The 13,582-nt window shown below is 66.4% G+C and carries 11 protein-coding genes and 1 pseudogene; 9 read left to right on the top strand and 3 right to left on the bottom strand.

Going from position 1 to position 13,582, the window contains the following annotated elements:
• Window positions 1-12 precede the first annotated feature (12 nt).
• The 4 genes from CAG29_RS17615 (at window position 13) to CAG29_RS17600 (ending at window position 6,966) form a co-directional block, all read left to right on the top strand.
• Window positions 13-3,645, top strand: coding sequence for a DUF2339 domain-containing protein (locus CAG29_RS17615; RefSeq protein WP_085694884.1), 3,633 nt, complete (start codon window positions 13-15; stop codon window positions 3,643-3,645).
• On the top strand, window positions 3,642-5,006 hold the full coding sequence (locus tag CAG29_RS17610) for a DUF3999 domain-containing protein (RefSeq protein ID WP_085694883.1): 1,365 nt from the start codon (window positions 3,642-3,644) through the stop codon (window positions 5,004-5,006). Before CAG29_RS17615 ends, CAG29_RS17610 begins: the two co-directional genes overlap by 4 nt.
• Window positions 5,007-5,348: 342 nt before the next feature.
• Window positions 5,349-6,359 (top strand): class 1 fructose-bisphosphatase, encoded by a 1,011-nt coding sequence (locus tag CAG29_RS17605; protein WP_085581780.1) that lies wholly within the window; start codon window positions 5,349-5,351, stop codon window positions 6,357-6,359.
• 4 nt (window positions 6,360-6,363) lie between these two features.
• Window positions 6,364-6,966, top strand: coding sequence for a DUF924 family protein (locus CAG29_RS17600; protein WP_085694882.1), 603 nt, complete (start codon window positions 6,364-6,366; stop codon window positions 6,964-6,966).
• 140 nt (window positions 6,967-7,106) lie between these two features.
• On the opposite strand, the gene CAG29_RS29065 is transcribed toward CAG29_RS17600, so the two are convergent.
• The gene (locus CAG29_RS29065; protein ID WP_371856106.1) at window positions 7,107-7,871 is read right to left on the bottom strand and encodes a methyl-accepting chemotaxis protein; all 765 of its coding nucleotides are present in this window, start codon (window positions 7,869-7,871) and stop codon (window positions 7,107-7,109) included.
• A 93-nt stretch (window positions 7,872-7,964) separates the two neighbouring features.
• Window positions 7,965-8,987: pseudogene (locus CAG29_RS29060) on the bottom strand (cache domain-containing protein); the annotation flags it as partial.
• A 292-nt stretch (window positions 8,988-9,279) separates the two neighbouring features.
• Here CAG29_RS29060 and CAG29_RS17590 point away from each other — a divergent pair.
• Window positions 9,280-9,534, top strand: coding sequence for a hypothetical protein (locus tag CAG29_RS17590; protein ID WP_085581774.1), 255 nt, complete (start codon window positions 9,280-9,282; stop codon window positions 9,532-9,534).
• A 31-nt stretch (window positions 9,535-9,565) separates the two neighbouring features.
• Window positions 9,566-10,135, top strand: coding sequence for a lipocalin family protein (locus CAG29_RS17585; RefSeq protein ID WP_085631998.1), 570 nt, complete (start codon window positions 9,566-9,568; stop codon window positions 10,133-10,135).
• Between the two features lie 59 nt (window positions 10,136-10,194).
• Here the strand turns inward: CAG29_RS17585 and CAG29_RS17580 are convergent, their stop codons facing one another.
• Window positions 10,195-11,559: a formimidoylglutamate deiminase gene (locus CAG29_RS17580; RefSeq protein ID WP_085657126.1), complete on the bottom strand. Its 1,365-nt coding sequence runs from the start codon at window positions 11,557-11,559 to the stop codon at window positions 10,195-10,197.
• Between the two features lie 146 nt (window positions 11,560-11,705).
• On the opposite strand from CAG29_RS17580, the gene hutC reads away from it, so the two are divergent.
• The 3 genes from hutC to CAG29_RS28535 all read left to right on the top strand — a co-directional run.
• Window positions 11,706-12,416, top strand: a complete 711-nt coding sequence (hutC, locus tag CAG29_RS17575; protein WP_170930015.1) for a histidine utilization repressor — start codon at window positions 11,706-11,708, stop codon at window positions 12,414-12,416.
• On the top strand, window positions 12,413-12,982 hold the full coding sequence (locus CAG29_RS17570; protein WP_085694881.1) for a HutD family protein: 570 nt from the start codon (window positions 12,413-12,415) through the stop codon (window positions 12,980-12,982). Before hutC ends, CAG29_RS17570 begins: the two co-directional genes overlap by 4 nt.
• Window positions 12,983-13,456: 474 nt before the next feature.
• Window positions 13,457-13,582, top strand: a 126-nt coding sequence (locus tag CAG29_RS28535; protein ID WP_170930287.1) for a hypothetical protein, incomplete at its 3' end; no start/stop codon positions are given.

The following is a 13,582-nucleotide window of genomic DNA, read 5'->3' as shown; positions in this document are numbered from 1 at the left end:
GGGATATCGACCATGCAATGGATGTTCATGTTGATCGGGCTGGTGCTCGGCTGGCTGGCCGACGAGTCGTTCAGCGACGCGCTGCTGGGCGCGCTGCTGGGGCTGGGGATCGGCCAGGCGATCCGCATCGCCCGGCTCGGCGCGCAGGCGGCGCAGCAGCAACGGCAACTTGAACAGGCCAACGCGGCGCTGCAGGCCGTGGAGCAGCGGCTGTTCCGGCTGGAGGGGGCTCCGGCCCAGGCCGTGCCCCCATTCAGCGAAGCCCCGGCCGATGAGGCCGCTGCGCAACCGGTCGCCGGGGCGCAGGCCGCGTCAGAACTTCAACCTGAGCCCCGACCTGAGCCTCGATTCGCGCCTCAGTCCGAACCCCGGCCGGTGCCCGAACTGGTCTGGGAACTGCCGCCTGAGCTTGAGCCCGTTCCTGTCGTCAGCCCAACGCTGGCGCAGGACGCCTGGCGCGCTGAAGCCGCCCCGTCCGAACCGCCAGCCCCTGCCGAGCCCCGTGGGCCGAACCTGATCGAGCGCGCCATCGGCGCTGCCCGCAACTGGCTGTTCGGCGGCAACACCGTGCTGCGGGTCGGCGTGGTGCTGCTGTTCTTCGGCCTGGCGTTCCTGTTGCGCTACGCCACCGAAGGCGTGGTGGTGCCGGTGGAGTTGCGTTACGCCGGGGTCGCGGCGTCGGCCTTGGGCCTGCTGGCGCTGGGCTGGTGGCTGCGGCGGCGCAACAGCGGCTATGCGCTGATGCTGCAAGGCACCGGGATCGCGGTGCTGTACCTGACGGTGTTCGCGGCGATGCGCCTGCATCCGTTGCTCGATCCGTCCGCGGCGCTGGGCCTGCTGGTGGCGGTCACGGTGTTTTCCGCGATCCTGGCGATCACCCAGGATGCGCTGGCCCTGGCCGCCGTGGCGGCGCTCGGCGGTTTCGCCGCGCCGATCCTCACTTCCACCGGCGCCGGCAACCACGTCGCGCTGTTCAGCTATTTCGCCCTGCTCAACGCCGGCATCCTCGCCATCGCCTGGTTCAAGGCCTGGCGCCTGCTCAACCTGATCGGCTTCGTCGGCACCTTCGGCATTGGTTTCGCCTGGGGCGCCCGTTCATACACGCCGGAACTGCTGTGGAGCACCGAGCCGTTCCTGGTGCTGTTCTTCCTGATGTACCTGGCCATCGGCCTGCTGTTCGCCCGGCGCAAATTGCTGGACCTGCCGGACGCTCCGGCGGACGGCGACCGTGCGGCGCTGCTGCACTGGTCGGCGCGCAAGGGCGACTACGTCGACGGCACGATGCTGTTCGGCCCGCCCCTGGTGGGCTTCGGGCTGCAGCTGGCGCTGGTGCAGCACCTGGAGTTCGCCGCCGCGTTCAGCGCCCTGGCGCTGGGGCTGATCTACCTGCTGCTGGCCCGTGCACTGATGGGCGGCCGGGCGCTGCTGCTCGGGGAAACCTGCCTGGCGCTGGGCGTGATCTTCGCCAGCCTGGCGATTCCGCTGGGGCTGGATGCGCGCTGGACGTCCGCCGCCTGGGCGGTGGAAGGCGCGGGGATCTTCTGGCTGGGCCTGCGCCAGCAGCGGTTGCTGGCGCGGGGCTTTGCGCTGTTGCTGCAATTGGGTTCGGCGCTGGCGTTCCTCAGCGGGCTGCGCGCCGGTGAAGCCAGCCTGATCGACGGCGCGCCGCTGGGGGCGTTGATGCTCGGCCTGGCGCTGCTGTTCAGTTTCCATCAATTGCGCCAAGCCCCGGCGCCACAGACGCAGCCGTGGGAACGCTACGGCTTGCCGGTGCTGGCGTGCCTGGGCCTGACGTTCCTTTATCTGTTGGCGCCGCTGTTCTTCTTCGCCCACGGCACCGCGATCAGCTGGGCGCTGGCCGGGCTGGCGACGCTGTTCGTCGGCCTGCGCCTGCAATCGCGCACCTTCCTGTTCACCGCGTTCGCCGTGCAGCTGCTGGGCGGCGCACTGTTCCTGCTGCGCCTGCAAGGGGCCGGGGAAGACTCGGCGGCGGTGTTCAGCGCCGGCTGGAGCGGGCTGCTCGGCGCCTCGCTGATCGGGCTGGCGCTGATCGCCGGCATGCTGCTGGCGGCCCGGGACGACATGGTGCGCAGTGACGTGCGTCTGCTCCAGGGGCTGTCGGTGGTGCTGCTGGCGGGGCTGGTGCTGATCAACCTGGCGGTGCTGTTCGTCCTGCCGTGGCAGACGGCGAGCGCGGTGTGGGCGGCCAGCGGCCTGCTGATCATCTGGCTGAGCCTGTACCTGCGCCAGCCGGTGAGTTTCGTGTTCGGCCTGCTGTTGCAGGTGATCGGCGGGGCGGCGTTCCTGCTGGCCGGTCCCCAGTGGCTCGGGCCGCTGTCCGGCGAGGGCCTCAAGCCGCTGGCCCATGGCGGGTTCTGGACGCCGCTGGTGCTGGGCGTGGCCGCGCTGGTCGGCGCCTGGCGCCTGCAACTGGGCAATCACGCCTCGGCGTTCGACCGCTTGAGCCTGCATCGTCTGTCCGAGGTGTTGCTGGTGTGGGGCGCCGCCTGGTGGGCATTGGCTTGGGTCAGCGAAGTGCTGCGCTTTGCGCCGTTGCCTCTGCAGGCGACGCTGTTGCTGGCGGTGGCGGCGTTGAGCGTCGGTGTGTGGACGCTGCTGGCCGTGCGGTTGAAATGGCCGGCGCTGGGGTTGGTCTGCACCTTGCTGACGCCGGCGGCGGGTCTGGTGCTGCTCGCGGCCTGGCATTCGCGCTACCACCCGGCGGCGGAGTTCGGCTGGCTGGCCTGGGCGTTGGTGTTCGCCGTGCACTTCTTCAGCCTGCGGCGCCTGGCGCCGAGCCTGCCGGCCCGGGCCCTGAGCACGGCCCACGTGCTCGGCTGCTGGCTGTTGATCGGCGTGCTGGCGCTGGAGCTGCGCTACGGCCTGCTGCTGTTGTCCGAGCAGTACAACGCCTGGCGCTGGCTGGGCTGGGCGATCCTGCCGAGCCTGTACTTGCTGCTGATGGCGGCTCCGCGCGACTGGCCGTGGCCGGTGGCGGCGTTCCCCCGCGAGTACCGCGTGTACGCGGCGGCGCCGCTGGCGGCGCTGATGCTCGGCTGGTTCTGGCTGGCCAACGGGGTGAGCGACGGCAACGCCGAACCGCTGCCTTACGTGCCGCTGCTCAACCCGCTGGAGCTGGGCCTGCTGTTTGCGCTGTTCGGCGTCTACGTCTGGTCGCGCAGCGCCGTCGAGCGTCTGGCGATCCGCAAGGACTACGCCAGCCTCGCCGCGCAGGCGGTCGCCGGGGTGTCGCTGTTCGCCTTCGGCACGGCGCTGGTGACCCGCGCCGCCCACCATTGGGCCGGGATCCCTTTCGAGCTGGATCTGCTGCTCGAATCGATGCTGGTGCAGGCAGGCCTGTCCATCGTCTGGACGCTGATGGCGCTGGCTCTGATGATCGGCGGGCACCTGCGCCATCGCCGCGAGGTGTGGCTGATCGGCGCGGCGCTGATCGCGCTGGTGGTGGCCAAACTGATTTTCGTCGAATTGAGCAACCGTGGCGGACTGGCCCGGATCGTCTCGTTCATTGGCGTCGGCGTGTTGCTGCTGGTGGTGGGCTATTTCGCCCCGTTGCCGCCCAAGCGCGCCGAGGCCGCACCGGCGGCGGACAAGCCTGCGCCGGAAACCGAAGGAGTGTCGTCTTGAGTCGCAAGCTAAATCTGGGGTGGCTGGTGCTGGGCGTGGCCATGACGGTCGGCGCCCAGGAAAAACCGGCGGACTTCGCCGTGCAGATCCCGTTGGCGGTCACCGGCGACGGCCCGTGGTATCGCCTCGAGTTGCCGTTGAGCGCGCAATTGCAGGCGCGCCAGACCGACCTCAGCGATCTGCGGGTGTTCAACGCCGCCGGCGAGCCGCAGGCCTACGCCCTGGCCCGTGAATCGGCGCAGACCCGTGACGACGGCCAGTTGCACGACGTGAAGTGGTTCCCGCTGTACGACGCCGCCGACGCCCAGGAACGCGCGCCGAATGTGCGCATCCAGTCCACCACCAGCGGCACGCTGGTCGAGGTGCAGCCGTCCAGCCATCTGGAGGCGGGCGAGGAAACCCTGCGCGGCTGGTTGCTCGACGCCAGCGCGGTCAAGGCGCCGCTGCAGCAGCTGATCCTCGACTGGAGCAGCGAGCGGGACGGCTTCCAGCGCTTTTCCATCGAGGCCAGCGACGATCTGCAGCACTGGCGCCCATGGGGCGAAGGGCAGGTGGCGCGGCTGACCTTTGCCGACGAGCAGGTCGAACAGCACGAAGTGGCCCTGCCGGGCCAGAACGCCCGTTACCTGCGCCTGCTGTGGAACTCGCCGGCCTCGGCGCCGGCCCTCACGGCGGCCCAGCTCAAGAGCAGCGACCCGCGCCAGGTGCCGCTGCCGTTGGTCTGGTCGCAGGCGTTGGCCGGCACCCGCGGCAAGGCCGGCGAGTACACCTGGCAGTTGCCGATGGGGCTGAACGTCGAGCGGGTGCAGGTCGAACTCAAACAGGCCAACAGCCTGGCGCCGGTGACGCTGGCCGGGCGCCGCGAAACCAGCCTGCCGTGGCAGACGCTGACCGGCGGTTTGCTCTACCGCCTGACCCAGAACGGCCAGGACGTGGTGCAGAACGAATTGCAGCTGTACGGGCAGACCGTCCAGCAACTCAGGCTGACGGTCGACGAGCGCGGCGGCGGTCTGGGTGAGCAGGCGCCGAGCCTCAAGTACGCGGTGCGCGCCACCCAAGTGATCTTCCTGGCCCGGGGCGAAGGCCCCTACAGCCTGGCGCTGGGCAATGCCGGCGTGAAGACCGCGAACCTGCCGCTGTCCACGCTGATCCCTGATTTCACTCCTGCGAAACTGGCGGCGCTGGGCAAGGCCACGGTGCAGGGCGAGGCGCTCGCGACCCGGACATCGACCGCCACCACCGCGGCGACGGCGGACACCAACTGGAAAAAGTTCGGGCTGTGGGCGGTGCTGCTGCTCAGCGTGCTGTTCCTGGGGGCGATGGCGTTCAGCCTGTTGCGCAAGCCGCCGGCCAAGTCCTGAGGTTGGCCGGTGCTGGGCGCCGGATCGCGGGCAAGCCCGCTTCCGCAGGAGGAGAGGGTGTTCACTGGATTTGTGTCCACCGAAGATCCCTTGTGGGAGCGAGCCTGCTCGCGATGACGGCGGTATGGCCGACAGGAATCTCGGCCCGGTCGCGAAAACCGAGCCGCCGCCCGTCCCGTTTTCAATCTACGCTCAACCTCGTGCCTGAACTCTGTCCCGCCAATCCCGTCAGATGGCAGGAATTGCCCCGACGCACGTTTACGGGCGTCACCGCTCGCTAGGTTTCCAGACTCCCTGTAAACTGCGCGGGTTTTTCAGCCCCCCATTCCACCGGAGCCGTCCATGTCCCGCGTTACCCTGAGTCGCTATTTGATTGAGCAGACCCGCAGCAACAATACCCCTGCCGATCTGCGCTTCCTGATCGAAGTGGTGGCGCGTGCCTGCAAGGAAATCAGCCACGCCGTGTCCAAAGGCGCCCTCGGCGGCGTGCTGGGCAGCATGGGCACCGAGAACGTCCAGGGCGAAGTGCAGAAGAAGCTGGACGTGCTGTCCAACGAAATCCTGCTCGAAGCCAACGAGTGGGGCGGCCACCTGGCCGGCATGGCGTCCGAAGAGATGGACAATGCCTACCAGATCCCGGGCAAGTATCCTAAAGGCGCCTACCTCCTGGTGTTCGACCCGCTGGACGGTTCGTCGAACATCGACATCAACGCCCCGGTCGGCACCATCTTCTCGGTGCTGCGCTGCCCGAACGAATACCTGAGCCAGAACGAAAGCCTGAACGAGAAGGCCTTCCTGCAGCCGGGCACCCAACAGGTGGCTGCCGGCTACGCGATCTACGGCCCGCAGACCATGCTGGTGCTGACCCTGGGCGACGGCGTCAAGGGCTTTACCCTGGACCGTGAGATGGGCAGCTTCGTGCTGACCCACGAAAACATCACTATCCCTGAAAGCACTCAGGAATTCGCCATCAACATGTCCAACCAGCGTCACTGGGAAGCTCCGGTGCAGCGCTACGTTGAGGAACTGCTGGCCGGCGAAGAAGGCCCGCTGAAGAAGAACTACAACATGCGCTGGGTGGCAGCGATGGTCGCCGACGTGCACCGCATCCTGACCCGCGGCGGCCTGTTCATGTACCCGCGCGACAGCCGCGAGCCGTCCAAGCCGGGCAAGCTGCGCCTGATGTACGAAGCCAACCCGATGTCGTTCCTGGTGGAACAGGCGGGCGGCGCGTCCACCGACGGCCATCAGCGCATCCTCGACATTCAGCCTGAAGGCCTGCACCAGCGCGTGGCGGTGTTCCTCGGCTCGAAGGAAGAAGTCGAACGCGCCACGGCCTACCACAAGGCCTGACCCCATGGACGCGCCCTGGCAGCCGTTGCTCGATTGGTGGTTCGGCCATGCCGGATCGGCGAGCGCAACATCGGCGCAAAAGGGCGCGTTGTGGTTCGGCAAACGCGACAGCCAAGACCTCGAAGCGCGAGAGCGTTTCGGGGTCTTTGTCGATCAGGCCCTGGCCGGCGGCTTGACCGGGTGGACGCAATGTCCCGAAGGTTGGCTGGCCGTGGTGCTGCTGCTCGATCAGTTGCCGCGCATGATCTATCGCGACACGCCCCAAGCGTTCTCCGGCGATGCCCGCGCCCAGAAGCTGGTCGCCCAGGGCATTGCGGCGGATTTCGACCGGCGACTCAAGCCGATCCAGCGGGTATTCATCTACCTGGTGTTCGAGCACTGCGAGAACCTTGCGGTGCAGAACGAGGCCGTCTCAAGGTTCATGGCGCTGACGGACGAACAGCCGCAGGCCGAGCGTGCGGTGTTTGCCGACAATCTGGACTATGCCGAACGGCACCGGAAGGTGATCGCCCGGTTCGGGCGGTTCCCGCACCGCAATGCGGTGTTGGGGCGGGAGTCGACGGCTGAGGAGTTGGCGTTTCTTTCGACGCCGGGTTCAAGCTTCTGAATCCGCTTCAAGGCCTCTGACGCCATCGTCGGATCGCCGCCCGGAGCCCGCCCACAGGTTTCCGGGATGAACACTGATTGTGCGTACACCCGATAAACCTGTGGGAGCTGGCTTGCCAGCGATGACGGCCGTCGCCGCGCTCAGATCCTGAAGCTGCCCACCAGATGCTTGAGCCGCGCCGCCTGCTGCTCGAGGTCCGAGCACGCACGCAACGTCGCTTGCAGGTTCTCCACCCCTTCCTGGTTCAGCATGTTGATCTCGCTGATGTCGACGTTGATCGACTCCACCACGGCGGTCTGCTCTTCGGTGGCGGTGGCCACCGACTGGTTCATGCCGTCGATCTCGCCGATGCGCTGTGTCACGCTGCCCAGGCGCTCGCCGGCCTGGTTGGCGATGCCGACGCTGCTTTCGCTCTGGCGCTGGCTGTCGGTCATGATGGTGACCGCCTGACGGGCGCCGACCTGCAGCTCTTCGATCATCTTCTGCACTTGCTGCGCCGAGTCCTGGGTGCGGTGCGCCAGGTTGCGCACTTCGTCGGCCACCACGGCGAAACCGCGGCCCGCTTCGCCGGCCCGGGCGGCTTCGATGGCGGCGTTGAGGGCCAGCAGGTTGGTCTGCTGGGAGATGCTGGTGATCACTTCCAGGATCTGGCCGATGTTCACCGTGTGGCTGTTCAGGGTCTCGATGTTGCCGCAGGAATCGCTGATCTGCGCCGACAGCTGCTGCATCGCGTGGATGGTCTTGTCCACCACTTGCTGGCCGTCTTCGGCCTGGCTGCGCGCTTCGCTGGAGTGCTGCGAGGCGAGGGCGGCGTTCTGGGCGATCTCCTGGGCGGCGGCGCCCAGTTGGTTGATCGCCGCGGCCACGCTGTTGGTGCGCGAGGCCTGCTGGTCGGAGTTGTGCATCGACGAGTTGGAGGCCGCGACCACCCGCAGGGCGACTTCGTTGACTTGGCCGGTGGCCGACGACACTTCACGGATCGAGGTGTGGATGCGCTCCACGAAACGGTTGAACGACAGGCCCAGGGCGCCGAACTCGTCGTGGCCGTGGATGGTCAGGCGCTTGGTCAGGTCGCCTTCGCCTTCGGCGATGTCGTGCATGGCGCGGCCCATGGTCAGCAGCGGCTGCATCAGGACGCGGATCAGCATGCCGAGCAGGGCGATGATGATCACCACCGCGATCACCATGGCGATCAGCGCCGAGGTGCGGAATTCGCTGAGCATCGAGAACGCGGTGTCCTTGTCCAGCACCAGCGCCACGTACCAGTCGGCCGACGGCACGCCGTTGACGTGGGTGAACGAGATCAGCTGGGTCTTGCCGTCCGCCTCGACTTCCTTCAGGCCGGGGCTGACGCTCGGCGCGCCGTCGGGATAGGCGTCGGACAGGCTCTTGAGCACCAGTTTGCTGTCCGGGTGGATCAGGATCTTGCCTTCGCGGCTGACGATGAACGCGTGGCCGTGGCCGCCGAAGTTCAGCGAGTTGATGATCGCGCTGATGCTGGACAGGTCGATGTCGGCGCCGGCTACACCGATCATCTGGCCCTGGCGCTGCACCGGGGTGGCGACGGTGATCACCAGCTTGCCCGACGAGGCGGCGATGTAGGGCTCGGTGACGATGGTCTGCTGTGCGGCGTTGGCCGCCTTGTACCAGCCGCGGGCGCGGGGGTCGTAGTCCGGTGCGCGGTTGCCGGCGGGCACCGAGAACATCACGCCGTCGGCGCCGCCGAAGTAGCTGAGCTGGAAATTGCCGGTGTAGGCGGGCAGGTCGATGATGCGCTTGAGGCTGGCCGGGGCGTTGCCGTCGGCGACGATCTGCTGGGACAGCGATTGCAGCAGCTGGATGCGGCTCTCCAGCCAGGTCTGGATGTTGCTGGTGGTCAGGCTGCCCAGTTCCTGCATCGACGCTTCGGTGCTGCTGCGCAGGGTTTCGCGCTGGCGATAGTCGTTGAACAAAATGAAACAGGCGAACGCAACGGCCACCACGAGGGCGGCAGCCAACAAGATCTTGTGGCTGAATTTCATGTTTCTGGTCATTAAATGAGCTACCGCGGAGGGCTGGTCAAGAAGGGGCGGCAATTTGCCACAGTCTCGGGCTTTGCGCTGCTCTTATTTCGACTGCTGCGCGCCAAAGATTAGGCCGTTTTGGCGAAAGGCGACGAAAGGCCCAATGGCCTTACAAAGTGTCTGATTTATCGGCAAAAGGCAGACGGGCGGGGCAACAAATAGCCTGTCCGGGAGGGAACCCGACAGGGGTTTTCTCTTCTAAGCTTCTGGTTGGCGCCAGGCCATCCCCCTTCCGCTCCAGGAGTTACACATGTCGCTGCGTTCTATCGCCTTGCTGTCGTTTTGCGTGCTGTTGGCCGCCTGCAGCAAGATCAATCAGGAAAACTACTCGAAGCTTTCGACCGGGATGGCCAAGGCCGAGGTGGAGACCCTGCTCGGCAAACCCACCGATTGCGCGGGTGCGCTCGGCATGTCCAGTTGCACCTGGGGCGACGAAAAGAGCTTTATCAGCGTGCAGTACGCCGGTGACAAAGTGTTGATGTTTTCCGGCCAAGGCCTGAAGTGAACCGGGGCCGCGCGCCCACGGGAGAAAAACAATGAAGCGGTTATTGCTTGTCCTTTTCGCCGGCCTGGTATTGGCCGGCTGCGCCACCACCGGTGAAGATCCGCTGGCGCCCAAGACAGTCCACAGCGTCAACCTCAAGCGCTACCAGGGCACCTGGTACGAGCTGGCGCGTCTGCCGATGTACTTCCAGCGCAACTGCGCACAGTCCGAAGCCCATTACACCCTCCAGCCCGACGGCAACCTCGCGGTGCTCAACCGCTGCCTGACGGAAGACTGGCAGTGGGAAGAGGCCAAGGGCACGGCCTATCCCCAGGTGCCGGGCAAGACCGACAAGCTGTGGGTCGAGTTCGATACGTGGTTCTCGCGGCTGATCCCGGGCACCGCCAAGGGCCAGTACTGGGTGCTGTACGTCAGCGATGACTACAAGACTGCCATCGTCGGCGACCCGAGCCGGCGTTACCTGTGGCTGCTGTCCCGCACGCCGACGGTCAACGGCGTGGTGCGCGAAGAGTTGCTGAGCAAGGCGCGCCAGCAGGGTTACGACACTACAAGGCTGATCTGGCGCACCTCGGACCGGCAGATGGCCAAGACTTCCAACTGACCGTCACCGCAAAACCGTTGTGGGAGCCAGCTTGCTGGCTCCCACAATTTTGATCGGCGTCAGCCCAGGAGCTCGCGCAGCACCTGGGTGAACGCCCGGGCGCTGTCCTCTTCTGCGGCATGCCGCCCGCCGCGTACCACCCACTGGCCGTTCACCATGACGTCGCGCACCTGACGGTCGCCGCCGGCGAACAGCCAACGGTTGAGGATGCCGTCGCCCTGGGCGGTCGCCAGGTACGGATCGTTGCCGTCGAGGGTGATCCAGTCGGCGCGCTTGCCGACCTCCAGCGCGCCGATCGGCTGGCCCAGCGCCTGGGCGCCGCCGTCCAGCGCCGCGTCGTACAGGGTGCGGCCGACCATCGGCTGATCCGCGCCGTACAGGCGGTTGCGCCGCTGGTCGCGCAGGCGCTGGCCGTATTCCAGCCAACGCAGCTCTTCCACCACGCTCAACGACACATGGCTGTCGGAACCGATGCCCATGCGCCCGCCCTGGGCGAGGAAATCCACTGCCGGGAAGATCCCGTCGCCGAGGTTGGCTTCGGTGGTCAGGCACAGGCCGGCGATGGCGCGGCTCTTGGCCATCAGCGTGACTTCGTCCGGATCGGCGTGGGTCGCATGCACCAGGCACCAGCGCGAGTCGACCTCGACGTTCTCGTACAGCCACTGCAACGGGCGGCGGCCGCTCCAGCTCAGGCAGTCGTCGACTTCCTTCTGCTGTTCGGCGATGTGGATGTGCACCGGACACTGTTTGTCGCTGGCCGCCAGCACGTCGCTGATCTGCTGCGGGGTGACCGCGCGCAACGAGTGGAAACACAGGCCCAGCGACTGCGCCTTCTGCTGGGCCAGCACCGGTTGCAGGCGCGCCTGCAGGTCGAGGTAGGCGTCGGTGCCGTTGATGAAGCGGCGCTGGCCGTCGTTCGGGGCCTGGCCGCCGAAGCCGGAATGGCTGTAGAGCACCGGCAGCAGGGTCAGGCCGATGCCGGCGGCGCCGGCGGCCTGGCTGATGCGCAAGGCCAGTTCGGCCGGGTCGGCGTAAGGTCGGCCGCTGGTGTCGTGGTGCACGTAATGGAATTCGGCCACCGAGGTGTAGCCGGCCTTGAGCATTTCGATGTACAGCTGGCGGGCGATGACGCCGAGTTGCTCCGGCGTGATTTTTCCGACGAGCCGGTACATCAGGTCGCGCCAGGTCCAGAAACTGTCGTTCGGATTGCCGGCCACTTCCGCCAGGCCGGCCATCGCCCGCTGGAAGGCGTGGGAGTGCAGGTTCGGCATGCCCGGCAGCAGCGGACCGCCCAGCCTTTCGGCGCCGTCTGCGGTGGAATCGGCCTGGACACTGGTCAGCACGCCATCGGCGTTGACCTCAAGACGTACATTGTTGGCCCATCCACTAGGCAGCAGCGCGCGTTCGGCAAAGAAGGCGGACATGGTTCAGCACCCCATCGTGTGTTATTTGTATATACATATACAGACGTTTGCCTGCCCGGTAAACTCCGGCAAGCTAGCAACTTTCACCAGACGAACAGGGATCCACCGTGCCGACTCCGCCACCCGTCTCTCCGTTGGCCGCGAACATGGGCGACAGTCCGGCGCCCTTGTACGCCCGCGTCAAACAGATGATCACCCAGCAGATCGACAGCGGTAACTGGCCGCCGCACTACCGCGTGCCGTCGGAAAGCGAGCTGGTCAGCCAGCTGGGCTTCAGCCGCATGACCATCAACCGCGCCCTGCGCGAGATGACCGCCGACGGCCTGCTGGTGCGCATGCAAGGCGTCGGCACGTTCGTCGCCGAGCCCAAGAGTCAGTCCGCGCTGTTCGAAGTGCACAACATCGCCGACGAGATCGCGTCCCGCGGCCACCGCCACACGTGCCAGGTCATCGTCCTCGAAGAGGAGGCCGCCGGCTCCGAGCGGGCGCTGGCCCTGGACATGCGCGAAGGGCAGAAGGTGTTCCACTCGCTGATCGTGCATTACGAAAACGACATCCCGGTGCAGATCGAGGACCGTTTCGTCAACGCGCTGGTGGCGCCGGAGTACCTCAAGCAGGACTTCACCCAGCAGACGCCTTACGCCTACCTGAACCAGGTCGCGCCGCTGACCGAAGGCGAGCACGTGGTCGAGGCGATCCTGGCCGAGCCGTCCGAATGCAAGCTGCTGCAGATCGAGAAGGGCGAACCCTGCCTGCTGATCCGCCGCCGCACCTGGTCGGGCCGTCAGCCGGTGACGGCGGCGCGCCTGATCCATCCCGGTTCCCGTCACAGTCTGGAAGGTCGGTTCCACAAATGAGTCAGATCAAGGTTTTACGTGCCGAAGGCTACCCGCGCATGCCCTGGAAGAACGGCGGCGGCAGCACCGAGGAAATCACCCGCGACGCCGGCGCCGGCCTCGACGGCTTCGGCTGGCGCCTGTCGATCGCCGACATCGCCGAGTCGGGCGGTTTCTCCACCTTCGCCGGCTACCAGCGGGTGATCACCGTGCTGCAGGGCGACGGCATGACCCTGTGCGTCGACGGTGACGACACCCGCCCGCTGCGACCCCTCGATCCGTTCGCCTTCAGCGGCGAGAGCCAGGTGTCCTGCACCCTGCTCGGCGGGGCGATCCGCGACTTCAACCTGATCTATGCGCCGCAGCGCTACAGCGCACGCCTGCAATGGCTGGACGGCGAGCAACGCTTCTTCAGCTCGGCGGGCACGGTGCTGGTGTTCAACGTCAGCGAGCTTTTGCAGGTGCAGGTCGATGGCCGCACCGAGCAACTGGGTCGGCACGATTGCCTGCAGCTGGACGGTAACGCCGGGCTGGCGGAAGTCAGCGTCAATGCCGCGTGCTGCGTGATTGAACTGACCGCACGTTGATCCTTTAACAACGGTGGCGAGGGAGCTTGCTCCCGCTGGTCCGCGAAGCGTTTCCCGAATCGGTCGGGAACCCTTCGGCCTCCAGCGGGAGCCGGCTCCCTCGCCATTTTTGTTTCGGTGTTCCTGTTTCCTGCGGCGCACCCATTTGTTACCGAACGCCCCAGCGTGGCGCAATGTCCCGCTCACGTAACAGCCTCCGACCTGCACGCAAACCCCACTCCCGAAAAATTTCATTCACGCCGCAGCCCTTGATCCAGGCGCTCTCCAGCTCTGCGCGAAGGTTTTCTTGAACGTCCCTTCAACAAGTTGGCCGCTTGATTGCATATGCTTGTATGTACAAGTAAAGACGTATGCGTATGAGTTGAAGGAAACTCTCCGCAGCGTCCACTGATTCGCTTGTCGTGCAGTGAAGCGCACAGGCCCGCTTGCCCACCGCCAGGGTTGGTTTGAATTGAATGCTGAGGAGTGTTTTTCGTGACTGACAAAAAGCCTACCAAGTTCCGCGACGTCGAAATCCGCGCCCCCCGCGGCAACCAGCTGACCGCCAAGAGCTGGCTGACCGAAGCGCCGCTGCGCATGCTGATGAACAACCTCGACCCG

The organism is Pseudomonas sp. B7(2017), assembly GCF_002112745.1.
GTDB classification, from domain to species: Bacteria; Pseudomonadota; Gammaproteobacteria; order Pseudomonadales; family Pseudomonadaceae; genus Aquipseudomonas; species Aquipseudomonas ekonensis.
This window is presented reverse-complemented; position numbering and strand designations above follow the sequence as displayed.